Genomic DNA, 21,728 nt, shown 5'->3' with positions numbered 1-21,728 from the left:
GGATACGGGGCTGCAGGGACGGCAAGGACGGGAGAGCGTTCCGGGTGACAGACACCATCCTGGAGACGGAAGGTCTGACGAAGGAATTCCGGGGCTTCGTCGCGGTCAGCGACGTGGCCCTGAAGGTCCGGCGCGGTACCATCCATGGGCTGATCGGGCCGAATGGCGCCGGCAAGACCACCTGCTTCAACCTTCTCACCAAATTCCTGCCGCCGACGCGCGGCACGATCCGATCTGACGGGCGCGACATCACCGGCCGGAAGCCGGCGGAGGTGGCGCGCCTCGGCCTGGTGCGGAGCTTCCAGATCTCGGCGGTCTTCCCGCATCTGAGCCTGCTGGAGAATGTGCGGGTGGCGCTGCAGCGGCAGCGGGGCGGCAGCTATGATTTCTGGCGTTCCGACTCGCTCCTGCGGCGCTATGACGACCGCGCCATGGCCCTGCTCGAGGACGTGGGCCTCACGCCCTATGCCCAGCTTACCGCAGGCGAGCTTCCCTATGGCCGCAAGCGGGCACTGGAGATCGCCACCACCCTGGCGCTCGACCCCGTCATGATGCTGCTCGATGAGCCCACCGCGGGCATGGCGCATGAGGATGTGGACCGCATCGTGGCGCTGGTGCGGCGCGCCTCCTCCGGGCGGACGGTGCTGCTGGTGGAGCACAACCTGAAGGTGGTAGCCGGGCTCTGCGACACCATTACCGTGCTGGCGCGCGGCAGCGTGCTCGCCGAGGGCGATTATGCCAGCGTCTCCCGCAATCCCGAGGTTGTCGCCGCCTATCTCGGCACCGAGGCGGGCGAGCAGCAACAAAGCACCGAGGGAGTGCCGGCGCATGGCTGAGGCGATGGTGGCGGCACGGCCGGCGGCACCGGGGGCGGCGGGCACGGCCCTGCTGGAGGTGCGCGGGCTCGAAGCCTGGTATGGCGAGAGCCATGTCCTGCACGGCGTCGACCTGGAGGTGCGGCAGGGCGAAGTGGTGACCCTGCTCGGCCGCAACGGCGTCGGCAAGACCACGACGCTCCGCTCGATCATGAGCCTGGTGGGGCGCCGCGCCGGCAGCATCCGCTTCGAGGGGCGCGAGATCATCCATGACCGCTCCGACCGCATCGCCCGCGCCGGCATCGCCTATTGCCCGGAGGAGCGCGGCATCTTCGCCAGCCTGAACGTCACCGAGAACCTGATGCTGCCGCCGGTGGTGCAGGATGGCGGGCTGGACCTGGATACGATCTACGCGCTGTTTCCCAACCTGAAGGAACGCGCCGGCAGCCAGGGCACCAAGCTTTCCGGTGGCGAGCAGCAGATGCTGGCCATCGCGCGCATCCTGCGCACCGGCGCCAAGCTGCTGCTGCTGGATGAGCCAACCGAGGGCCTGGCCCCGGTGATCGTGCAGCAGATCGGCCGCACCATCCGGGAGATCAAGGCGCGCGGCTTCACCGTGTTGCTGGTGGAGCAGAATTTCCGCTTCGCCCAGACCGTCGCCGACCGGCACTACGTGATGGAGCACGGGCGGGTGGTGGACATGGTGCCGAACGACCAGATGACCGCCTCGCTGGACCGGCTGCACCAGTATCTCGGCGTCTAGCACGATGGCGGCGCGGCCGCCGCGGAAAGAGAGAAAGACCATGACCCTCGATCGCCGCAGCCTTCTGACCGGCGCCGCCGCCGCGGCCGCGCTGCCCATGCTCGGCGGCCTGCCGCGCCCCGCCCGTGCCCAGGGCAATACGCTGAAGATCGGCGTGCTGACGGATATGTCCGGCCTCTACCGCGACCTCGCCGGGCCCGGCTCGGTCGCCTGCGCGCGCCAGGCGGTGCAGGATTTCGGCAACCAGGCCGGGCTGACGGTGGAGATCCTCTCGGCCGACCACCAGAACAAGCCCGATGTCGGCTCCAACATCGCCCGGCAATGGATCGACCGGGACGGGGTGGACGTGATCCTGGACGTGCCGACCTCCTCGGTGGCGCTCGCGGTCAATGGCGTGGTGCGGGAGAAGAACAAGGTCTTCCTGGATTCCGGCGCCGCCACCACGGACCTGACCGGCCCGCAATGCTCGCCGAACACGGTGCACTGGACCTATGACACCTTCATGCTGTCGCGCTCCACCGGCGGCGCCATGGTGAAGGCGGGCGGCGATACCTGGTTCTTCATCACCGCCGACTACGCCTTCGGGCATGCGCTGGAACGCGACACCGGCAACTTCGTGAAGGCCCAGGGCGGGCGGGTGCTGGGCCAGGTGCGTACGCCCTTCCCAGGCACCTCGGACTTCTCCTCCTACCTCGTGCAGGCGCAGGCGAGCCGCGCCAAGGTGATCGGCCTGGCCAATGCCGGGGGCGACACCATCAACTGCGTGAAGCAGGCGGCGGAATTCGGCATTACCCGGCGTGGCACCAAGCTGGCGGCGCTGCTGATGTTCATCTCGGATGTGCATGCGCTCGGCTTGCAGACGGCGCAGGGGCTGGTCTGCACCGAGAGCTTCTACTGGGACCTGAACGATCGCACGCGCGCCCTCACCGATCGCGTCCGGCCGCAGATGAACGGCGCCATGCCGACCATGGTGCAGGCTGGCTGCTACAGCGCCGTGCTGCACTACCTGAAGACGGCGCGCGACATGGGCGTGGCGGCGGCCAAGGCGGATGGCGCCGCGACGGTCGCCCGCATGAAGGCGATGCCGACCGACGATGATGCCTTCGGCCAGGGCAGCATCCGCGCGGATGGGCGGAAGATCCACCCCTCCTACCTCTTCGAGGTCAAGGCGCCGGCCGAGAGCCACGCCCCCTGGGACTACTACAAGCTGCTGCAGACCACCCCGGCGGAAGAGGCCTTCCGGCCGCTGAACGAGGGGGGCTGCCCGCTGGTCCGCAGCTAGAAGGGATACCGCATGGGCCGGGCGGCGCCGTGCCGGCCCCAATCATCGCAACTGGGAGACGGATGGGATGGAACTGGGACGACGCTCATTGCTGGCCACGGGTGCGGCCGCTGCCGCGGCCACCTCGCTGCCGCGCCCCTTGCGCGCCCAGGCCGCCAATACCATCCGCATTGGCGTGCTGAACGACCAGTCCGGGCTCTACCGCGACATCACGGGCCCCACCGCGGTCGCCTGCACGCGGCAGGCGGTCCAGGATTTCGGCCCGCGCGGCATGCAGGTGGAGATCCTGGTCGCCGACCACCAGAACCGGCCAGATGTCGGCGTGGCGGTGGCGCGGCAATGGTTCGACCGTGAAGGCGTCGACATGATCGTGGATGTGCCGAACAGCGCGGTGGCGCTGGCGGTCTCCGGCGTGGCGCGGGAGAAGAACAAGGTCTGCCTGAACACCTCCGCCGCGACCGCGGACCTGACGGGGCCGCAATGCAGCCCGAATACGGTGCATTGGACCTTCGACACCTGGATGCTGGCCCAGTCCACCGGCGGCGCCATGGTGAAGGCGGGCGGCGACACCTGGTTCTTCATCACCGCCGATTACGCCTTCGGCCATGCGCTGGAGCGGGACACGACGAATTTCGTCAAGGCGAATGGCGGCCGGGTGCTCGGCAGCGTGCGCACGCCCTTCCCGGGCACCACCGACTTCTCCTCCTTCCTGCTGCAGGCGCAGGCGAGCCGGGCCAAGGTGATCGGCCTGGCGAATGCCGGCGGTGACACCATCAACACCATCAAGCAGGCGGCCGAATCGGCCTGACCCGGCGCGGCGTGAAGCTGGCGGCGCTGCTGATGTTCATCAACGACGTGCATGGGCTGGGTTTGGGGACGGCGCAGGGCCTGATCTGCACCGAGACCTTCTACTGGGACCTCAATGACCGCACCCGCGCCTTCACCAACCGCGTCCGGCCAAAGACGCCGGACAACCTGCCCTGTATGAACCAGGCCGGCAATTACTCGGCGACGCTGCACTATCTGAAGGCGGTGGCCGAGATGGGCGTCGCGGCCGCCAAGGCCTCGGGCGCCGAGACGGTGGCCCGGATGAAGGCGATGCCGACGGATGACGATGCCTTCGGCCCGGGCCGCATTCGGGAGGATGGCCGCAAGCTCCACCCCGCCTATCTCTTCGAGGTGAAATCGCCGGAGGAGAGCAAGGGAGCCTGGGACTACTACAAGCTGTTGCAGACCACCCCGGCGGAGGAAGCCTTCCGGCCTCTCAGCGAAGGCAATTGCCCGCTGGTGCGGAGCTAGCACATGCATGGGCCGGGCGGCGGCGCCGCGCCGGCCCCAAGCATCCATAGGGAGACGCGCAAGATGGAACTGGGTCGCCGTTCACTGCTCGCCAGCGGGGCCGCTGCCGCCGCCGTCACTTCGCTGCCGCGCCTCTCGCGCGCCCAGGCCGCGAATACCATCCGCATCGGCGTGCTGAACGACCAGTCCGGCACCTACAAGGACAATACCGGGCCGGGATCGGTGGCCTGCGCGCAGCAGGCCATCACCGAATTCGGCAACCGCGGCTTCAATGTCGAGCTGATCTTCGCCGACCACCAGAACCGGCCGGATATCGGCGTGAACCTGGCGCGGCAATGGTACGACCAGGGCGTCGACATGATCCTGGACGTGCCGACCTCCTCCGTCGGGCTCGCGGTGAACAATGTCGCGCGGGAGAAGAACCGGGCCTGCATCAATGTCGGCTCCGCCACCTCGGACCTGACCGGGGCGCAATGCGCGCCGACCATGATCCATTGGGCCTATGACACCTACATGCTGGCGCGGTCCACTGGCGGCGCCATGGTGAAGGCGGGCGGCGATACCTGGTTCTTCATCACCGCGGACTACGCCTTCGGCCATGCCCTGGAACGCGACACCGGGAATTTCGTGAAGGCGGCCGGCGGCCGGGTGCTCGGCCAGGTGCGCACGCCCTTCCCGGCGACCACGGATTTCTCGGCCTTCCTGGTGCAGGCCCAGGCCAGCCGGGCCAAGGTGATCGGCTTCGCCAATGCCGGTTCCGACACCATCAATTGCGTGAAGCAGGCAGCGGAGTTCGGCATCACCCGGCGCGGCGTGAAGCTGGCGGCGCTGCTGATGTTCATCACCGACGTGCATTCCATCGGGCTGGAGACCGGCCAGGGCCTGGTCTGCACCGAGAGCTTCTACTGGAACCTCAATGACAGGACCCGCGCCTTCACCCGCCGGGTGCTGCCGCGGATGCCGAACCTCTATCCGAACCAGATCCATGCCGGCTGCTATTCCGCCACGCTGCACTACCTGAAGGCGGTGGCGGATATGGGGGTCGCGGCCTCCAAGGCTTCCGGCACCGAGGTCATCAACCGGATGAAGGCGATGCCGACCGAGGATGACGCCTTCGGCGCCGGCAGCATCCGCGCGGATGGGCGCAAGCTCTGCCCCTCCTACCTGCTCGAAGTGAAGTCTCCGGCGGAGAGCACCGCCCCCCTGGGATTACTACAAGGTGCTGCAGACCACCGCGGCCGAGGAGGCGTTCCGGCCGCTGAACGAGGGCGGCTGCCCGCTGGTGCGGAGCTAGCCCGGAAGGCGCAGGGGCGGGGGGATTCCCCGCCCGAAATTAGGACAGGGACAATTCCATGCAGACCACCCGCCGCACCCTGATGACCGCCAGCCTCGGCACCGCCCTGGCCCCGATGCTGCCGCGGCTTTCGCGCGCCCAGGCCGCCAATACCATCCGCATCGGCGTGCTGAACGACCAGTCCGGGCCCTATCGCGACATCAGCGGACCCTACGGGGTCACCTGCACGCAGCAGGCGGTGCAGGAATCCGGCAACAAGGGCTTCACCGTCGAGGTGGTCTCCGCCGACCACCAGAACAAGCCGGATGTCGGCGCCAATATCGCCCGGCAGTGGTATGACCGCGACGGCGTGGACATGATCCTGGACGTGCCGACCTCCTCGGTCGGGCTGGCGGTCAACCAGGTCGCGAAGGAGAAGAACAAGGCCTACATCAACTGCGGCGCCGCGACCTCCGACCTGACGGGGCCGCAATGCACGCCGGTCACCATCTGCTGGATGTACGACACCTACATGCTGGCGAAGTCCACCGGCGGCGCCATGGTGAAGGCGGGCGGCGACAGCTGGTTCTTCATCACCGCCGACTACGCCTTCGGTCATGCGCTGGAACGCGACACGACCACCTTCGTGAAGGCGCAGGGCGGCAAGGTGCTGGGCAGTGTGAAGTATCCCTTCCCCTCGACCAGCGACTTCTCCTCCTTCCTGCTGCAGGCCCAGGCCAGCCGCGCCAAGGTGATCGGCATGGCCAATGCCGGCGCGGATACCATCAACTGCATCAAGCAGGCGGCCGAGTTCGGCATCACCAAGCGCGACGTGAAGCTGGCGGCGCTGCTGATGTTCCTCTCCGATGTCCATGCCCTTGGCCTGGAAACCGCGCAGGGGCTGGTGCTGACCGAGAGCTTCTACTGGGACCTCAACGACCGCACCCGCGCCTTCACCCAGCGCGTCCTGCCGAAGCTCAACGGCACCTATCCCAACATGAACTCCGCCGCGAACTATTCCGCGACGCTGCATTTCCTGAAGGTGGTGGCCGATATGGGCGTGCCGGCGGCGAAGGCTTCCGGTGTCGCGATCATCGACCGCATGAAGGCCATGCCGACCGATGACGACGCCTTCGGCCCCGGCACGATCCGGGCCGATGGGCGCAAGCTCTGCCCCGCCTACCTGTTCCAGGTGAAGACGCCTGCCGAGAGCCGCGCGCCCTGGGACTACTACAAGCTGCTGCAGACGACGCCGGCCGATGAGGCTTTCCGGCCGATGAGCGAGGGCGGCTGCCCGCTGGTGCGGAGCTAGCGGCGGGCTCCAGGACAAGGCGGGGGCGCGATCCCCGCCCGGGAATCGATAAGGGAGTGCCTCCATGCAGATCACCCGCCGCAGCCTGATGGCCGCCAGCGCCGGCGCCGCGCTGATGCCGATGGCGCCGCGCCTGAGCCGCGCGCAGGCCGCCGATACCATCCGCATCGGGGTACTCAACGACCAGTCCGGGCTCTACAGCTATATCGGCGGCCTGAACGGCGTGGCGCTGGCCCAGGCGGCGGCGCAGGAATTCGGCAATCGCGGCTTCCAGGTGGAGGTGCTGCGCGCCGACCACCAGAACCGGCCCGATGTGGGGTCGAACATCGCGCGGCAATGGATCGACCGCGACGGCGTGGACATGATCCTGGACGTGCCCACCTCCTCCGTGGGGCTGGCGGTGGCCGGGGTCTGCCGCGAGAAGAACAAGGCCTATATCAATGTGGGCTCCGCCACATCGGACCTCACGGGCGCGCAATGCGCACCGACGACAGCGCATTGGGTCTACGACACCTATATGCTGGCGAAATCCACCGGCGGGGCGACGGTGAAGGCGGGCGGCGACACCTGGTTCTTCATCACCGCCGACTACGCCTTCGGCCATGCGCTGGAACGCGACACCTCGGGCTTCGTCCGTGCCGCGGGCGGCCGCGTCCTGGGCGGCGTGCGCACGCCCTTCCCGGGCACGAGCGATTTCTCCTCCTTCCTGGTGCAGGCGCAGGCCAGCCGCGCCAAGGTGGTCGGCCTGGCGAATGCCGGGCAGGACACGACCAATTGCATCAAGCAGGCGGCGGAATTCGGCCTCACCCGGCGCGGCGTGAAGCTGGCGGCCCTGCTGATGTTCGTGGATGACGTGCATGCGCTCGGCCTGCCCACCGCGCAGGGCCTGGTGATGACGGAGAGCTTCTACTGGGACCTCAACGACCGCACCCGCGCCTTCACCCAGCGGGTCCGCTCGCGCCTCAGCAACAACCAGGTGCCCAATATGGTCACGGCCGGCAACTACTCGGCGGTGACGCATTATCTCAAGGCCGTGGCGGATATGGGCGTGCCGGCGGCCAAGGCTTCCGGCACCGAGGTCATCAACCGGATGAAGGCGATGCCGACCGAGGATGATGCCTTCGGCAAGGGCACCCTGCGCGCGGATGGCCGGCACATCATCCCCTCCTACCTCTTCGAGGTGAAGACGCCGGAGGAGAGCAAGGGCGCCTGGGACTACCTGAAGCTGCTGCAGACCACTCCGGCGGAAGAGGCCTGGCGCCCGCTGAGCGAGGGCAACTGCCCCCTGGTGCGAAGCTGAGCCGGGGGGAGGGGAGAAGCCATGACCATCAAGCGCCGCGCAATCCTCGCCGCCGGGGCGGCCACCGCGGCTCTCGGTGGGTTGCCGCCGGCACGGGCGCAGCAGGCCACGATCCGGCTCGGCGTGCTGACGGACATGTCCGGCCCCTATCGGGATTCGACAGGGCCGAGCAGCCTCGCCTGCACCCAGCAGGCGGCGGCCGAATTCGCCAATCGCGGCTTCGCCATCGAGGTGCTGCAGGCCGACCACCAGAACAAGCCGGATGTCGGCGCCAATATCGCCCGGCAGTGGTACGACCAGGGCGTGGACGTGGTGGTGGACGTGCCAACCTCCTCCGTCGCCCTCGCCATCGCCGGCATCGCGCGGGAGAAGAACAAGGTCTTCCTGAATTCGGGCGCCGCGACCTCGGACCTCACCGGGCCGCAATGCAGCCCGAATACGGTGCACTGGACCTACGACACCTACATGCTCGCCAAGGGCACCGGCGCGGCGGTGGTGCGCAATGGCGGCGACACCTGGTTCTTCCTCACCGCCGATTATGCCTTCGGCCATGCGTTGCAGCGCGACGTCACCCGTTTCGTCGAGGAGGCAGGGGGCAAGGTGCTGGGCGCCGCCCGCTATCCCTTCCCGGCGACCACCGACTTCTCCGCCTTCCTGCTCCAGGCCCAGGCCAGCCGCGCCAAGGTGCTCGGGCTCGCCAATGCCTCTGCCGATACGGTGAACAGCATCAAGCAGGCGCGCGAATCGGCCTGCACCGCAGCATGAAATTCGCCGCCCTGCTGATGGGGCTGGTGGATGTGCATGCCCTCGGCCTCGAAACCGGGCAGGGGCTGCTGCTGACCGAGAGCTTCTACTGGAACCTGAACGACCGCACCCGTGCCTTCACCGAACGCATCCGGCCGAGGAATGGCGGGCGGCCGGTCGGCATGGTGCCGGCCGGCTGCTATGGCGCCACCGTCCACTACCTGAAGGCGGTGGCGGATATGGGTGCCGCGGCGGCCAAGGCGGATGGCGCCGCAGCGGTCGCCCGCATGAAGGCGATGCCGACCGATGACGACGCCTTCGGCAAGAACCGCATCCGGGAGGATGGCCGCAATCTCTGCCCCGTCTACCTCTTCGAGGTGAAGACGCCCCAGGAATCCAGCGGCCCCTGGGACTACTACAAGGTGGCGGCCACCACGCCGGGGGAGGAGGCCTTCCGCCCCCTGGCGGAGGGCGGCTGCCCGCTGGTGCGCAGCTGATGCGCTCGTTCTAAGGATAGCAGGACCGCATGTTCGACATCCTCGGCATCCCCGCGCCGCTGCTCTTTGGGCAGTTGCTGCTCGGCCTCATCAACGGCGCCTTCTACGCGATGCTGTCGCTCGGCCTCGCGGTGATCTTCGGCCTGCTGAACATCATCAACTTCGCCCATGGCGCCCAGTTCATGATGGGCGCCTTCGCGGCCTGGATGCTGCTGGAATGGCTGGGCCTCGGCTATTGGTGGGCGCTGCTGCTGGCGCCCATCATCGTGGGCTTCACCGGCGTGGTGCTGGAACGCACGATGATCCGGCAGCTCTACAAGCTCGACCATCTCTATGGCCTGCTGCTGACCTTCGGCCTCGGCCTCATCATCGAGGGCGTCTTCCGCAACGAATTCGGCTCCTCCGGCCTGCCCTACCGCATCCCGCCGGAGCTTTCGGGCGCCTGGGACCTCGGCTTCATGTTCCTGCCGGTCTATCGCGGCTGGGTGGTGGTGGCGGCGCTGATCCTCTGCCTGGCCACCTGGCTGCTGATCGAGAAGACCCGGCTTGGCGCCTATCTCCGCGCCGCCACCGAGAACGCGGCGCTGGTCCAGGCCTTCGGCGTGAACGTGCCGCGGATGGTGACGCTGACCTATGGCGCCGGCGTCGCCCTGGCGGCGATCGGCGGCGTGCTGGCGGCGCCGATCTATTCGGTGAACCCGCAGATGGGCACCAACCTCATCATCGTGGTCTTCGCGGTGGTGGTGATCGGCGGCATGGGCTCGATCCTGGGTTCGATCGTCACCGGCTTCGGCCTCGGCATCATCGAGGGGCTGACCAAGGTCTTCTGGCCGGAAGCCTCCGCCACCGTGATCTTCGTCATCATGGCCATCGTGCTGCTCGCGCGGCCCGCCGGCCTGTTCGGGAGGGCCTGACCATGGCCGATACTGCCATCACCGCCGGCACCCTGCAGGGCGAGCCGGCCGCTGCGGCGGGTTTCTGGGGCTTCTCCCGCGCCCAGCTCGCGGCGCTGCTGGTGATGATCGTCTTCCTGGCGGTCGCGCCCTTCTTCCTCTACCCCGTCTTCCTGATGAAGCTGCTCTGCTTCGCCCTGTTTGCCTGCGCCTTCAACCTGCTGATCGGCTATGTCGGGCTGCTGAGCTTCGGCCATGCCGCCTATTTCGGCATGGGCGGGTATCTTGCCGGGCATGCCGCCAAGGTCTGGGGGCTGAGCCCGGAACTCGCCATCATCACCGGCGGGCTGGTGGCGGCGGCACTCGGCGTGGTGGCCGGCTGGATCGCCATCCGCCGCCAGGGCATCTATTTCGCCATGATTACCCTGGCCCTGGCGCAGATGATCTATTTCTTCTGCGTCCAGGCCCCCTTCACCGGCGGCGAGGACGGCATCCAGGCCATCCCGCGCGGCAGCCTCTTCGGCCTGATCCCGCTCGACCGCGACATGTCGATGTACTGGCTCGTGGCCGGCGTCTTCCTGGCCGGCTTCCTGATGATCCAGCGCGTGGTGCATTCGCCCTTCGGCCAGGTGATGAAGGCGATCCGTGAGAACGAGCCGCGCGCCACCTCGCTCGGCTACCGGACGGACGACTACAAGCTGGTGACCTTCATTCTCTCCGCCGGCCTCTCGGGCGTGGCGGGGGCGACCAAATCCCTGGTCTTCGGCATCGCCACCCTGACCGACGTGCATTGGTCCATGAGCGGCGAGGTGGTGCTGATGACCCTGGTAGGCGGCCTCGGCACCCTCTTCGGCCCGGTGGTGGGGGCGGCAGTGGTCGTGACGATGCAGAACTACCTGGCCGAGATGGGCGCCTGGGTCACGGTGATCCAGGGCGGGATCTTCGTCGTGGTGGTGCTGGCCTTCCGGCGCGGCATCCTGGGCGAGATCGCCAACCTGCTCAGGGTGAAGCTGTAGGGCGGGGCGGGTCGGCCCAGGGGCCGGGAGGGCATGGCTTCCCTCCGGAAGGAGGAAGGGCCGATGCCCATCCCCGGCCACCGCTTCCGGGCCCTTCGCCCGAACTGGCCCGTCCTCCTCCTCGCCATGGCCGCGGCGCTGCCCGCGCGGGCACGATACAGCCCGGATGCCTCGGCCTCGCTCGGCGCGGGCTACGGCGCCATGGCGCTGGGGCGGAGCCATCATGGATGGCACGCGCAGCCTGGACCGCTCCGGGACGGGTGCGCAGGAGAGCCTCTCGCCGACCATGCGCCGCTACTGCGCCCAATGGCCATTGGAGGGCGTCTGCCGCGCTGACCGCGCGCGGCGCGGCGCCAGCCAGCCGGACCCGGCGGCCAGGGACGCGGCCTTCAGGCAAATTGCCCTCGAATATCGCCGGCGGGTAGCCCAGGACGGCAAGGCGAGCGCCGATGCCTGGTAGCAGCGCAGGGCGCGCGCCATGGGCGAGCGTGCCGGCCGGGAGGCAAGGCGTGCCCAGCCGTAACGGCATCAGGCAAGGAGCGCCTGCCACCCCGCCGCGCGGCCGGGCCGGAAACCTGCGGCAGCCGGGGCAGGGGGCTGCGCAGACCATGGCGCATTGCTCCCGTGCAGCCGCCCCATCGCGGATGGCCCCGGGCGTCTCCAGTGCCGCCTCGGCGCAACCCGCAACCCGGCTTGCAGAACGCTTGATTTCTTCATAACGTTCCTGATATGTTCCTGGCTGCTGTCCACCACCAGGAGGCCCCGGCATGCCGCACTTCACCCCTCGCCGCGCCTGGGCGCCGCTCGGCGATACGGAATGGGCGGTGCTGGCGCCCTTCCTGCGGCGGGAGGGCAGCGCCGGACGGCCGCTCGGCGATGCAGGGCGAAGCCGCCTCGACGCCATGCTGTGGATCGCCGTCTCCGGCCAGCCCTGGCATGCCCTGCCGGAGCAGTTCGGCAAGCCCGATACCGTCAGCCGCCACTTCCGCCGCCTCGCCCATGCCGGGCTCTGGTCCCGCCTGCTGGTGGCGCTCACCCTGCCGCAGTGCCCGCCGGCGCTGCGCGGCATCGAATACTGGCTCTGCCGGGCCGCGCGGCGGGCCATGCGGCTCTTGCGCATGGGCGGGCTGATGCTGGCCCGCCGCCTCGGCCTCTACAGCGCGCTGCCGATGCTGCCCTGCTACATGCCGAACCGGGATTTGTCCGAAGCGCTGCACCGCTTCCAGGCCAGGCTGCTGGATCGGCTGTTTTCCGACCCGCCATCGCCCGGCACCCTCACCCGGCTCGGCCGCCTGCTCGCCTATGCCGGCGGCCGCAGGGTCTGGTCGAAGAAATTCGCACCGCCATGAGGGCGGCCTGACCCCGCCGAGCCTCAGGCCGCCAGCATCTCCTGGCTGCGGTCCCAGAGATTGGGCACGGTGCTATTGGTATAGCCCGAGATGAAGCGCCGCTGCGCGCCCGTCTCCGGGGCGAAGACGCTACGGGCGATGGCGCCGATATTGCCGCCATAGACATGGATGCTGATGCTCGTGCGGTCGCGATAGGCATTCTCGACCACGTGGATGTCATAGGTATTGGCGCTCACCGCCACGACCTCGCCAGGATGCAGCCGGTCCACCTGGCCGGGCAGCATCGGCCCGCCGGCGGGGCTGGGTCGCATCTCGGTGGAGATTTCCTCGCCCCTGAGCATCCCGACCAGGCCCCAGACGGTATGGTTGTGCACCGGGGTGCGCTGGCCCGGGCCCCAGACGAAGCTCACCAGGCAGAAGCGTTCCGTCGGGTCGCAATGCAGCAGGTATTGCCGATAGGTCGGCCCGGCGACGGCGCATTCCTCCGGCAGCCAGTCATCCTGCGCGATCAGGCCGCGCAGCAGCCCGGCACCCTCGGTGAGCCAGCGCGGCTCCGTCGCCCCCCGCATCCGCCAGCCTGGTCATGTCCCGCACGAATTCGCGCAGACGCCGGATTCCTGACATGTCGCTGCCTCCCTCAAGAAATGGCAGCCTAGCGCGCCCGCGGGCCGAATGGGAACGGCCAAGGACGCGCCCCGTTAAGGGGCATGGCCATGACGGAACCCGAAACCCTGGCCTTCGCCGATGACGGCGAGGTGCCGAACAACCCGCGGCTGCCGGCGCTGCTGTTCCGCGGCGTGCTGCCCGCCGATGATCCGGCGGCGGCGGAGGCGCTGTTTGCGCGCAATGCCTGGCCGCCGGCCTGGCGGAACGGCATCCACCCCTGGCACCACTACCATCCGAATGCGCATGAGGCGCTGGCCATCGCCCGCGGCACGGCTCGCGTGCAGCTCGGGGGCGAGGGCGGCCAAGCGCTTGATCTCACGGCGGGCGATGTGGTGGTGCTGCCGGCCGGCACCGGCCACAGGAAGCTCGGCGCCAGCCCGGACCTGCTGGTGGTCGGCGCCTATCCCGCTGGCCCGGCGCCCGAGCAATGCCGCGCCGGCCGCGCCGGGCACGACCAGGCCCTGGCCCGCATCGCCGCGACGCCCGACCCGCCGGGCGACCCGGTGCGCGGCCTGCCCTGGCCGATCCGGCCGCGCTAGGGCGCTTTCCCTTCGCCCTGGTTCACGGGAGCGCCGCACGCTCCCGCTCTCCCTTGCGCGGCCCGGGACCTCACCCCCGGCGGCGCTGCGCGGAATCGAGATAGACGATCGTCGCGTTGTCGCTGCCGCCGAGCAGCATGGCGTCCCGGCCATGGGCGCCCAGCGGCAGGGGGTCGAGGTAGATGATCTCGGTCTCGCCACCCACTCCCGCCAGCCGCGCCGCGCGTCCGGCCTGCACCGGCCCGCCTGGCTCATGCTGCACGAGGCTGTTGTCGCCGCCGCCGAGCAGGCGTGCCGCGCTGCCGCCCACCACATTGCCGATCCCGGGCGGCAGGTAGGCCGTCGCATCGGCCTCGGGCATGGATTGCGCCCCGGCCGTTCCGGCGATGCCGAACACCAGCAGCGAGGCGAGGATCGTGGTCCGTGTCATAGCGTCCTGTCCCTTGCATTCTCCGGGCGGGGCCCGATGCCCCGTCCGACGGATGCCAGGTCTAGGACCACCCTGTTTCCGGCCGATGCCGCGGCACGCGAAAACCGGTTCCGCCTGTTGCGGCCGGATGTCGCGCGTTGCGCGGCGCCGGCCTTGTATCTTCGGCCCGATTCAGACCTTCGGGCCATGCGGCCCTGCGGTCATCGGGCCGCCTTGCATCTTCGGCCCGATTCAGACCTTCGGGCCATGCGGCCCTGCGGTCATCGGGCCGAGTCAGGCCGTGTCGGAGGTCAGCACCACGCGGCCGACGATCTTGCCCTCGCGCAGCCGGTTCAGCACCGCATCCGCATTGCGCAGCGGCTCCCTGGCCACCGGGATGCCCGGGATCTTGCCCGCCTTGGCGATGTCGATGAGCGAGCGCAGCTCCTTCACATTTCCCACATAGCTGCCCTGCACCGTCAGCGCCCGGATCGGCATCAGCGGCAGCGGGATCGACATCTCGCCGCCGAAGAGCCCGACCTGCACCAGCTTGCCGCCCTTGCGCAGCGCGTCGAAGGCGAAGCGCGCGGTCTGGGTGCCGTTCACCAGGTCGACCACCCCGGCCACCGGGCCGCCGCAGGCCTCGATGATGCGCTGCGTCGTGCCCTCGGCGCTGGCCAGCACCGTCTCGGTCGCGCCCTGTTCGCGCGCCGCCGCCAGCTTGTCCTCCGCGACGTCCACCACGCAGATCCGCCGGTGGCCGAGCGCCTTCAGCACCGCGATGGCGTTGAGCCCGAGCCCGCCGGCGCCCACCACCACGATGGCTTCGTCGGGATCGAGCGGCAGCAGCTTGTTGATGGCCGAATAGACCGTGACGCCGGAACAGGCATAGGTGGCGGCCAGCGCCGGATCGACGCCCTCGATATCGATCAGGTGCTTCACATGCGTGGCCAGCACATGCGTGGCATAGCCGCCATTCTGGTAGACACCAAGCGAGCGCGGCGTGAGGCACATGTTCTCTTCATCCGCCTGGCAGGCCTTGCACTTGCCGCAGCCGACCCAGGGATAGACCAGGCGCAGGTCGCCGACCTTGGAGCCCTGGCCCGCGGCATCCGGCCCCAGCTTCACGACGCGGCCGACGATCTCATGCCCCATCGCCAGCGGCAGCACCACGCCGCGGTCGGTCAGCCGCATCTTGCCGCGGCTACCGAGGTCGTATTCGCCCTCCCAGATATGCAGGTCGGAATGGCAGACGCCGGCATGGGTGACTTCCAGCAGCACCTCGGCGCCCTTCGGCTCCGGCGTCGGCAGTTCGATCTCCTTGAGCGGCTTTCCCGTCTCGATCACGGCCCAGGCGCGCATGTCCGTCCTCCCCGATTGGATGCTGTGGCGGCGATGGGACAGCGGGCGCGGGCTGCGGTCAAGGCGGGGCATCGGCCCCTGCCATCGCCCCTTGGCAAAGGTGCCTCGCCGGCGGCGTTCCAGCCGGGAACCGGAGGGGGCAGCGATGAGCGAATTCCTGTCGCGGCTCGGCGACGCCAGCCCGCCGGGGCTGAACTCCGCGCCGCGTGGCCGGCGGCCTCAATCCGCCCGGATGTTCCGCTCCCGCACGACCCGGCCCCATTGCTCCATCTGCCGGTCGAGGAAGGCACCGAATTCCTCGGGGGAGGAGGCGACGATATCCACCCCCTGGCCCTCCACCAGGCGCTGGCGCAGCGTGGCCTCGCGGAGTGCCGCCACCAGCGCGGCATGGAAGCGCCGGATCACCGGCTGCGGCACGCCGGCCGGGCCCAGCATCCCCCAGAAAGCCTCGGCGGCCACGCCGGGGAAGCCGGCCTCCTGCATGGTCGGCAGATCCGGCAGGGCGGGGGAGCGTCGGGCGCCGCTCTGCGCCAGGGCCCGCAGCCGATGCCCGACCTGGCCGCCCAGTCCGACGCGCGAGGCGATGGCGAGGTCGATCTCGCCCGCCGCCGCGGCGGTGGCGAGCGGCCCGCCGCCGCGATAGGGCACATGCACCAGGCGGAAATCGCCGCGCTGCTGCAACACCTCCATGGTGAGGTGGCTCAGGCTGCCGGCGCCGACCGTGCCATAGGTGAGCGTCTCCGGCCTCGCCCGCGCGGCCGCGACCACCTGCTCCAGGCTCTGCCAGGGGCGGGAGAGCGGCGTGGTCAGCAGCATGGGCGCGGTCGCCACCAGCATCACCGGGGCGAAGTCCCGCCGCGGATCGAAGCCGAGATTGGGATTCAGCGCCGCCATGGTGGCGTGGCTGTCGAAGACCAGCACCCAGCTCTGGCCATCCGGCGCCGCCCGCGCCACCGCCGCGGTGCCCAGCGCGCCGGCGGCGCCGGAGCGGTTCTCCACCACGACAGGCACCCCGAGCGCCTGTTGCAGCGAGGGCGCCATCAGCCGCGCGATGGTATCCACGCTGCCGCCGGGCGGGAAGGGCGCCATGATGCGGATGGGGCCGTTCGGCCAAGCGGGCTGGGCGCGCGCTGCCAGGGGCGCGGCCAGGGCGGCGGTGAGCGCCGTGCGACGTGTCAGCATGGGAATTCCCCCGGTTCAGCGCCTTGCCTCACATAGGCCGGCGCACCTCCGTCCGGGAAGCCCTGGTCGCGGTGAGCGCGCGGCGGATCTCGGCCTCGGCCTTCTCCAACTCCTTGGAGGCCGCAGCGCGTTGCACCTGGGCGTCCTGGGCGATGCGGAGGCTGTCCTCGATGGTTGCCACCAGCGAGGCATTGGCCTTCTTCACCGCCTCGATGTCGAAGACGCCGCGCTCAAGCTGGGTGCGGGCCTCCAGGTTGCCCTCGCGCAGCCGCTCGGCATTGGCGGTGAGGAGTTCGTTGGTGAGGTCGGTCGCCTCCTTCAGCGTCCGCCCGGCCTCGCGCATGTTCTGGATGGCCAGCGCCTGGGCAAGCTGCTGCCGCCAGAGCGGCACGGTATTGGCGATCACGCTCTGGATCTTGGAGGCGAGCGCCTTGTCATTCTCCTGGATCAGCCGGATCGAGGGCAGGGCCTGCATCGCCACCTGACGGGTGAGCTTGAGGTCATGCACGCGCCGCTCCAGCTCGTCCCGCGCGGCGCGGAGGTCGCGCAGCCGCTGCGCCGCCACCGCGTCGCCGCCCTCGACTTCCCGCGTCACCGCCGGGATGGCCTCGGTATCGACGCGCCGCAGCACCACGTCGCCGGCGGCGATATGGTCACCGAGGGCATGGAACCAGTCGAGCGTCGCGCCATAGAGGCGCTCCAGCTTCTCGACATCCTCCAGCAGCCGGGTGCGGTGGCTATCGAGCCGGTCGCCCACCTCCTCGACCTGGCCCTTGATGGTTTCGTAGCGTTGCAGCACCCGCGCCGCATCGGCCCCGGCGCGGTTGAAGATGCGGGCGAAGAATCCGCGCTTCGCCGCCAGCCCGCTCATGTCGAAGCCGCGGAGCGTGCCGAGCAGGCTGGAGAGGGTCTGCCCGGCCTCGCCGGCCTCGCGGTTGCGGGCGCCTTCCAGCATGGCATCGGCGGCGGCGGTGGCGCGGCTCTGCGCCTCCTGGCCGAAGCGCAGGATGCTGCCGGGATCGGCGATGTCGAGCTGCGCGGCAAGCTGTTCCACCTGCGGATCATGCTCGGCGGGGGGGCGAGGCGACCGCCGCCTGCAGCGCCGCGGCGGTGGCATCGCGCACCGAGACGGCCTGCTGGCTGGCCGGGGTCTCGTTCAGGCTCTGGCTCATCGATAACCCTCCTCGCGCAGCCGGTCGGACAGGACCTTCACCTGGATGTCCAGGGCTTCGGTTTCCTCACGCCGCAACCGCTCCCGCAGTTCCCCGGCGGTGCGGCTGAGTTCCTCCAGCAGGGCCGGCAGTTTCTCGGGCGGGGCGGCGCCGGCTTCCAGCCTGGTGGTGATCCGCTCCAGCCCATCGAGATGCACGGCCAGGAAGCGCCGCGCCAGGGGCAGACGGTCCGGCCGGGCGGTGAGGTCGTCCAGCACCTCCTCCATGGCCTGGGCCACGCCCATGACGCGGGGGTCGGCCAGCCGGTCCGCCACGCCCTCGATCCGGGCCAGGCGGGCACGGGCCTCCTCGATCGGGCCGGGGGGCGGGGGTGGTGGGGGAGGCGGCGGCGGTGGCGCGGCCTCGGGGAGGGCCTGGTACATCATGCGGGTGCCGAGCTGGGCGCCGCCGGCCATCAGGAAGGGCAGGACATGGCCCATATCCGCTGCCAGCCAGGCGGTCAGCCCGGTCGCCACGGCCATGATCCAGGCGGCGCGGTTCGCATCGCCCCGCCGGCCGCGCCGCAGCACCCGCGCCGCCAACAGGCTGAGGCCGAAGCCCAGCGCGCAGCCGAGCACGATCCGGTCATCCCGGCCGATCGCCGCGATCAGGGCCGCCGGCAGGAGGGGCCAGGCGAAGAAGGGCAGGCCAAGCCCGCGCGCCCGGGCGCGCAGCCCGATCCAGCCGCCGAGGAACCGGTCCAGCATCAGTGGAACAGGCTGGCGAGGGCGCGGAACAGCCCGATCATGCTGCTGAGCCACAGGGTCAGGGTCAGCAGCAGCCCGCCCCCGGCCCAGACCAGGGGGGGTCGAGAGCGCGGGGGGCGGTTCGGGGGTGGCGTCGTTGCGCGGATTCATGGGCGGCCGTTAGATCGCCCCCTGGCCGCCCGCGATCAAGCGGCGGCGTGGTAACATTGCATCACAGGGAAGGGCGCGGGATGAGCCAGGCAGGGGAACGCATCGCGGTGGTGGGGGCGGGGCTGATCGGCCGGGCCTGGGCCATGGTCTTCGCCCGGGCGGGGCTTACGGTCTCGCTCTGGGACAAGATGCCGGGCGTGGCGGAGGCGGCGATGGGCCGGATCGCCGAAAGCCTAGCCGACCTCCAGGCCGCCGGGCTGGTGCGCGAGGCACCGGAAGTAATCGCCGCGCGCATCACCCCCGCCGCCACCCTGGCGGACTGCGTCGCCGGCGCCACTCATGTGCAGGAGAACGGGCCGGAGCGGCTGGAGCCCAAGCGCGATCTCTTCGCCGAACTCGACCGGCTCTGCCCGCCCGGGGTGGTGCTGGCCTCCTCCACCAGCGGCATCCCGGCCAGCGACTTCACCGGGAATCTTGCCGGGCGCGGCCGCTGCCTGGTCGCCCATCCCGTGAACCCGCCCTATCTGGTGCCGCTGGTGGAACTGGTCGGCGCGCCCTGGACCGATCCCGCCGTGGTGGAACGGACCCGGGCGCTGATGCGGCGGGTGGGGCAGGTGCCGGTGACGGCGCTGAAGGAGACGCGCGGCTTCGTGCTGAACCGGTTGCAGGCGGCGCTGGTGGCCGAGGCCTTCCGGCTGGTGCGCGACGGAGTGATGAGCGTCGAGGATGTGGATGCCTGCGTGAAGGACGGCCTCGGCCTCCGCTGGTCCTTCATGGGGCCCTTCGAGACCATCGACCTCAATGCCCCCGGCGGCGTCGCGGATTATGCCGAACGCTTCGGCCCGCTGATGGGCGGCATCACCGAGGAGCAGGCGCCCTATGACTATGATGCGCCGACGGTCGGCCGGGTGGCCGCGGAACGCCGCGCGGCGCTGCCGCTGGAGCGCATCGAGGAGCGCAGCGCCTGGCGCGACCGGCGGCTGATGGCGCTGGTGGCGCATAAGCGGGGGCAGGCGGGGTAGGGCGCCGGCCGGCCTTGCATCTTCGGCCCGATTCAGACCTCCGGGCCATGCGGCCATGCGGCCATGCGGCCATGCGGCCCTGCGGTCATCGGGCTGCCTCAGCGCCGCTCGCTTCGCGGATCGAGCGCATCCCGCAGCCCGTCACCCACCAGGTTGAAGGCCAGCACCACCAGGAAGATCGCAAGGCCCGGAAAAACCGCCAGCCAGGGCGCCTGGGTCAGGAAGCGCTGCGCGCTGTTCAGCATGGAGCCCCAGGAGGGGGCGGGCGGCTGCTGGCCGAGACCCAGGAAGCTCAGCGACGCCTCGGCGATGATGGCCTCGGCGATGGCGAGGGTCGCCTGCACCAGCAGCGGTGGGACGATGTTCGGCAGCACATGCAGCAGGCCGAGCCGCCAGGGCGGATTGCCGAGCGCCCGCGCCGCCTCCACCCAGTCCGTCGCCCGCGCATCCAGCGCCATGCCGCGCGAGAGGCGCACGAAGATGGGGCTGGCGGTGATGGCGATGGCGAGCATCGCGTTCTCCAGCGCCGGGCCGAGGAAGGCGGCCAGCGCGATCGCCAGGATCAGGAAGGGCACGGAGAGCATCGCATCGGCAATGCGGGAGATGACGGTATCCGTCCACCCCCCGGTCAGCCCCGCCAGCAGCCCGACCGGCACGCCGATCAGCAGCGCCACCAGCACGGAGATGACGCCGGCCAGCAGCGAGGCCCGCGCGCCCCAGATGACGCGGGAGAGCACGTCCCGCCCGTTCTCATCCGTGCCGAACCAATGCGCGGCCGAGGGCGCACGGCGGATGGCGGTCCAGGAGGTCTGCACCGGGTCGGCCGGCGCGACGAAGGGCGCCAGCGCCGCCACCAGCACGAAGAGCACCACCACCGCCAGGCCGAAGACCGCCAGCCGGTGCCGCAGGAAGCGGCGCAGCGCGCGGCGGGCGGGGCTTTGGCCGCGCGCGACGGGGAGGGCGGCCGCGGTGCTGCTCATGCCTGGCGCAGCCTCGGGTTGATCGCCATGTAGAGCATATCGGCCACCAGGGAGAGGGAGACGAAGATGAGCGCCGTCGCCAGCACCACGCCCTGCACCACCGGGTAGTCGCGGTTGAACACCGCATCCACGATCAGCTTGCCGAAGCCGGGGATGGTGAAGATCTGCTCGGTCAGCACCGCGCCGGCCAGCAGCCGGCCGAATCCGATGGTGCCGAGCGTCACCACCGGGATCAGCGCATTGCGCAGCGCATGCTTCGTCACCACCACCCGTTCCGGCAGCCCCTTGGCGCGGGCCGTGCGGACGTAGTCCTGGCTGAGCGCCGTCAGCATCGCCGCCCTGGTGTGGCGCATCAGCACGCCGGCGATGCCGCTGCCGAGCACGAAGGCGGGCATGATGGTGGTGGCCAGCGACTGCACGGGGTCCTCGGTCAGCGGCACGTAGCCGGAGGGCGGCAGCCAGCCGAGTTGCACGCTGAACAGCAGGATCATCATGATCCCGAGCCAGAAATTCGGCATCGAGATGCCAAACAGCGCCACCGCATTGGCCGCCCAGTCCACCGGCCGGTCCCGCCGCATGGCGGAAATGACGCCGGCCGGCACGCCGATCAGCACCGCGATGACGAAGCTCATGCTGGCAAGCTGGAAGGTGACGGGCAGCTTCTGCAGGATCAGTTCCGAGACCGGCATGCGGATGCGCCAGGAGAAGCCGAAATCGCCCTGCACCACATGCGAGATCCAGCGCAGGTATTGCTGCCAGAGCGGCCGGTCGAGGAAGAGTTCCGCCCGGATCTGCGCCAGCACCTCCGGGTCGCCGCGCTCCTCGCCGGCCAGGATCAGCGCCGGGTCGCCCGGCATGAGCTGCTGCAGGCCGAAGATCAGCACCGAGAGAATGAGCAGCGTGGGCAGGATCTGCCCGAGCCGCCGCAGCAGCCAGATCGCCATTATTGCAGCCGCA

20 protein-coding genes and 2 pseudogenes are annotated in these 21,728 nt (G+C 70.0%); 14 read left to right on the top strand and 8 right to left on the bottom strand.

All coding sequences use genetic code 11. From position 1 onward, the window contains the following. Positions 1-44 precede the first annotated feature (44 nt). From KSF81_RS16610 to KSF81_RS16555, 12 genes and pseudogenes are all read left to right on the top strand, one after another. Positions 45-836: an ABC transporter ATP-binding protein gene (locus KSF81_RS16610; protein WP_217379931.1), complete on the top strand. Its 792-nt coding sequence runs from the start codon at positions 45-47 to the stop codon at positions 834-836. Beyond that, the gene (locus KSF81_RS16605; RefSeq protein WP_254453567.1) at positions 829-1,578 is read left to right on the top strand and encodes an ABC transporter ATP-binding protein; all 750 of its coding nucleotides are present in this window, start codon (positions 829-831) and stop codon (positions 1,576-1,578) included. Before KSF81_RS16610 ends, KSF81_RS16605 begins: the two co-directional genes overlap by 8 nt. Positions 1,579-1,618: 40 nt before the next feature. After that, on the top strand, positions 1,619-2,860 hold the full coding sequence (locus KSF81_RS16600) for an ABC transporter substrate-binding protein (RefSeq protein WP_217379930.1): 1,242 nt from the start codon (positions 1,619-1,621) through the stop codon (positions 2,858-2,860). A 67-nt stretch (positions 2,861-2,927) separates the two neighbouring features. After that, positions 2,928-4,159 (top strand): annotated as a pseudogene (locus tag KSF81_RS32220) (ABC transporter substrate-binding protein). 63 nt (positions 4,160-4,222) lie between these two features. Then, complete coding sequence (locus tag KSF81_RS16590; RefSeq protein WP_309139586.1) at positions 4,223-5,536, top strand: ABC transporter substrate-binding protein; 1,314 nt, start codon at positions 4,223-4,225, stop codon at positions 5,534-5,536. Beyond that, a complete protein-coding gene (locus KSF81_RS16585) occupies positions 5,512-6,744 on the top strand; it encodes an ABC transporter substrate-binding protein (RefSeq protein ID WP_217379929.1) in 1,233 nt (410 codons plus the stop codon). The genes KSF81_RS16590 and KSF81_RS16585 overlap by 25 nt, the downstream gene beginning before the upstream one ends. A 64-nt stretch (positions 6,745-6,808) precedes the next feature. Next, positions 6,809-8,044, top strand: coding sequence for an ABC transporter substrate-binding protein (locus KSF81_RS16580; protein ID WP_217379928.1), 1,236 nt, complete (start codon positions 6,809-6,811; stop codon positions 8,042-8,044). A 21-nt stretch (positions 8,045-8,065) separates the two neighbouring features. Further along, positions 8,066-9,285: pseudogene (locus KSF81_RS32215) on the top strand (ABC transporter substrate-binding protein). A gap of 29 nt (positions 9,286-9,314) precedes the next feature. Continuing rightward, on the top strand, positions 9,315-10,199 hold the full coding sequence (locus KSF81_RS16570) for a branched-chain amino acid ABC transporter permease (RefSeq protein ID WP_217379927.1): 885 nt from the start codon (positions 9,315-9,317) through the stop codon (positions 10,197-10,199). Between the two features lie 104 nt (positions 10,200-10,303). Next, on the top strand, positions 10,304-11,194 hold the full coding sequence (locus KSF81_RS16565) for a branched-chain amino acid ABC transporter permease (RefSeq protein ID WP_254454081.1): 891 nt from the start codon (positions 10,304-10,306) through the stop codon (positions 11,192-11,194). A gap of 223 nt (positions 11,195-11,417) precedes the next feature. Then, on the top strand, positions 11,418-11,654 hold the full coding sequence (locus KSF81_RS16560; RefSeq protein ID WP_217379925.1) for a hypothetical protein: 237 nt from the start codon (positions 11,418-11,420) through the stop codon (positions 11,652-11,654). A gap of 307 nt (positions 11,655-11,961) precedes the next feature. After that, complete coding sequence (locus tag KSF81_RS16555; RefSeq protein WP_217379924.1) at positions 11,962-12,543, top strand: transposase; 582 nt, start codon at positions 11,962-11,964, stop codon at positions 12,541-12,543. Between the two features lie 23 nt (positions 12,544-12,566). Here the strand turns inward: KSF81_RS16555 and KSF81_RS16550 are convergent, their stop codons facing one another. Then, entirely contained in the window at positions 12,567-13,112 is a 546-nt protein-coding gene (locus KSF81_RS16550) for a cysteine dioxygenase (RefSeq protein ID WP_254453566.1), read from the bottom strand. A 144-nt stretch (positions 13,113-13,256) separates the two neighbouring features. Between KSF81_RS16550 and KSF81_RS16545 the strand changes: the two genes are divergently transcribed. Next, positions 13,257-13,748 carry a cupin domain-containing protein gene (locus KSF81_RS16545; protein ID WP_217379923.1) on the top strand — a complete coding sequence of 164 codons (492 nt, stop codon included), beginning with the start codon at positions 13,257-13,259 and terminating at the stop codon, positions 13,746-13,748. 70 nt (positions 13,749-13,818) lie between these two features. Here KSF81_RS16545 and KSF81_RS16540 read toward each other — a convergent pair whose 3' ends face one another. The 5 genes from KSF81_RS16540 to KSF81_RS16520 form a co-directional block, all read right to left on the bottom strand. Beyond that, positions 13,819-14,178 carry a hypothetical protein gene (locus KSF81_RS16540; protein ID WP_217379922.1) on the bottom strand — a complete coding sequence of 120 codons (360 nt, stop codon included), beginning with the start codon at positions 14,176-14,178 and terminating at the stop codon, positions 13,819-13,821. Positions 14,179-14,451: 273 nt separating this feature from the next. Continuing rightward, entirely contained in the window at positions 14,452-15,519 is a 1,068-nt protein-coding gene (locus KSF81_RS16535) for an alcohol dehydrogenase (RefSeq protein ID WP_217379921.1), read from the bottom strand. 219 nt (positions 15,520-15,738) lie between these two features. Then, entirely contained in the window at positions 15,739-16,701 is a 963-nt protein-coding gene (locus KSF81_RS16530) for a tripartite tricarboxylate transporter substrate-binding protein (protein ID WP_217379920.1), read from the bottom strand. A gap of 28 nt (positions 16,702-16,729) precedes the next feature. Beyond that, the gene (locus tag KSF81_RS16525) at positions 16,730-17,755 is read right to left on the bottom strand and encodes a toxic anion resistance protein (protein ID WP_309139583.1); all 1,026 of its coding nucleotides are present in this window, start codon (positions 17,753-17,755) and stop codon (positions 16,730-16,732) included. 114 nt (positions 17,756-17,869) lie between these two features. Continuing rightward, positions 17,870-18,619, bottom strand: a complete 750-nt coding sequence (locus KSF81_RS16520; RefSeq protein ID WP_217379918.1) for a 5-bromo-4-chloroindolyl phosphate hydrolysis family protein — start codon at positions 18,617-18,619, stop codon at positions 17,870-17,872. 230 nt (positions 18,620-18,849) lie between these two features. On the opposite strand from KSF81_RS16520, the gene KSF81_RS16515 reads away from it, so the two are divergent. After that, positions 18,850-19,791: a 3-hydroxyacyl-CoA dehydrogenase gene (locus KSF81_RS16515; protein ID WP_217379917.1), complete on the top strand. Its 942-nt coding sequence runs from the start codon at positions 18,850-18,852 to the stop codon at positions 19,789-19,791. A 98-nt stretch (positions 19,792-19,889) separates the two neighbouring features. Here the strand turns inward: KSF81_RS16515 and KSF81_RS16510 are convergent, their stop codons facing one another. Both KSF81_RS16510 and KSF81_RS16505 read right to left on the bottom strand, forming a co-directional pair. Further along, positions 19,890-20,771: an ABC transporter permease gene (locus KSF81_RS16510; protein WP_217379916.1), complete on the bottom strand. Its 882-nt coding sequence runs from the start codon at positions 20,769-20,771 to the stop codon at positions 19,890-19,892. Next, positions 20,768-21,715 (bottom strand): ABC transporter permease, encoded by a 948-nt coding sequence (locus KSF81_RS16505; protein ID WP_217379915.1) that lies wholly within the window; start codon positions 21,713-21,715, stop codon positions 20,768-20,770. The genes KSF81_RS16510 and KSF81_RS16505 overlap by 4 nt, the downstream gene beginning before the upstream one ends. Between the last annotated feature and the right edge of the window lie 13 nt (positions 21,716-21,728).

The organism is Siccirubricoccus sp. G192, assembly GCF_019084075.1.
Taxonomy (GTDB): Bacteria; Pseudomonadota; Alphaproteobacteria; order Acetobacterales; family Acetobacteraceae; genus G192.
The sequence above is the reverse complement of the archived record's forward strand: the minus strand, read 5'-3'. Positions and strand labels throughout refer to the sequence as shown.

Excerpts from the sequence above, each read along its gene's own strand:
- KSF81_RS16510 (WP_217379916.1), bottom strand. The coding sequence starts at position 20,771 with ATGAGCAGCACCGCGGCCGCCCTCCCCGTCGCGCGCGGCCAAAGCCCC.
- KSF81_RS16535 (WP_217379921.1), bottom strand. The coding sequence starts at position 15,519 with ATGCGCGCCTGGGCCGTGATCGAGACGGGAAAGCCGCTCAAGGAGATC.
- KSF81_RS16555 (WP_217379924.1), top strand. The coding sequence starts at position 11,962 with ATGCCGCACTTCACCCCTCGCCGCGCCTGGGCGCCGCTCGGCGATACG.
- KSF81_RS16560 (WP_217379925.1), top strand. The coding sequence starts at position 11,418 with ATGGATGGCACGCGCAGCCTGGACCGCTCCGGGACGGGTGCGCAGGAG.
- KSF81_RS16515 (WP_217379917.1), top strand. The coding sequence starts at position 18,850 with ATGAGCCAGGCAGGGGAACGCATCGCGGTGGTGGGGGCGGGGCTGATC.
- KSF81_RS16520 (WP_217379918.1), bottom strand. The coding sequence starts at position 18,619 with ATGCTGGACCGGTTCCTCGGCGGCTGGATCGGGCTGCGCGCCCGGGCG.
- KSF81_RS16550 (WP_254453566.1), bottom strand. The coding sequence starts at position 13,112 with ATGCGGGGGGCGACGGAGCCGCGCTGGCTCACCGAGGGTGCCGGGCTG.
- KSF81_RS16540 (WP_217379922.1), bottom strand. The coding sequence starts at position 14,178 with ATGACACGGACCACGATCCTCGCCTCGCTGCTGGTGTTCGGCATCGCC.
- KSF81_RS16580 (WP_217379928.1), top strand. The coding sequence starts at position 6,809 with ATGCAGATCACCCGCCGCAGCCTGATGGCCGCCAGCGCCGGCGCCGCG.
- KSF81_RS16565 (WP_254454081.1), top strand. The coding sequence starts at position 10,304 with ATGATCGTCTTCCTGGCGGTCGCGCCCTTCTTCCTCTACCCCGTCTTC.
- KSF81_RS16530 (WP_217379920.1), bottom strand. The coding sequence starts at position 16,701 with ATGCTGACACGTCGCACGGCGCTCACCGCCGCCCTGGCCGCGCCCCTG.
- KSF81_RS16590 (WP_309139586.1), top strand. The coding sequence starts at position 4,223 with ATGGAACTGGGTCGCCGTTCACTGCTCGCCAGCGGGGCCGCTGCCGCC.
- KSF81_RS16605 (WP_254453567.1), top strand. The coding sequence starts at position 829 with ATGGCTGAGGCGATGGTGGCGGCACGGCCGGCGGCACCGGGGGCGGCG.
- KSF81_RS16600 (WP_217379930.1), top strand. The coding sequence starts at position 1,619 with ATGACCCTCGATCGCCGCAGCCTTCTGACCGGCGCCGCCGCCGCGGCC.
- KSF81_RS16505 (WP_217379915.1), bottom strand. The coding sequence starts at position 21,715 with ATGGCGATCTGGCTGCTGCGGCGGCTCGGGCAGATCCTGCCCACGCTG.
- KSF81_RS16570 (WP_217379927.1), top strand. The coding sequence starts at position 9,315 with ATGTTCGACATCCTCGGCATCCCCGCGCCGCTGCTCTTTGGGCAGTTG.
- KSF81_RS16585 (WP_217379929.1), top strand. The coding sequence starts at position 5,512 with ATGCAGACCACCCGCCGCACCCTGATGACCGCCAGCCTCGGCACCGCC.
- KSF81_RS16545 (WP_217379923.1), top strand. The coding sequence starts at position 13,257 with ATGACGGAACCCGAAACCCTGGCCTTCGCCGATGACGGCGAGGTGCCG.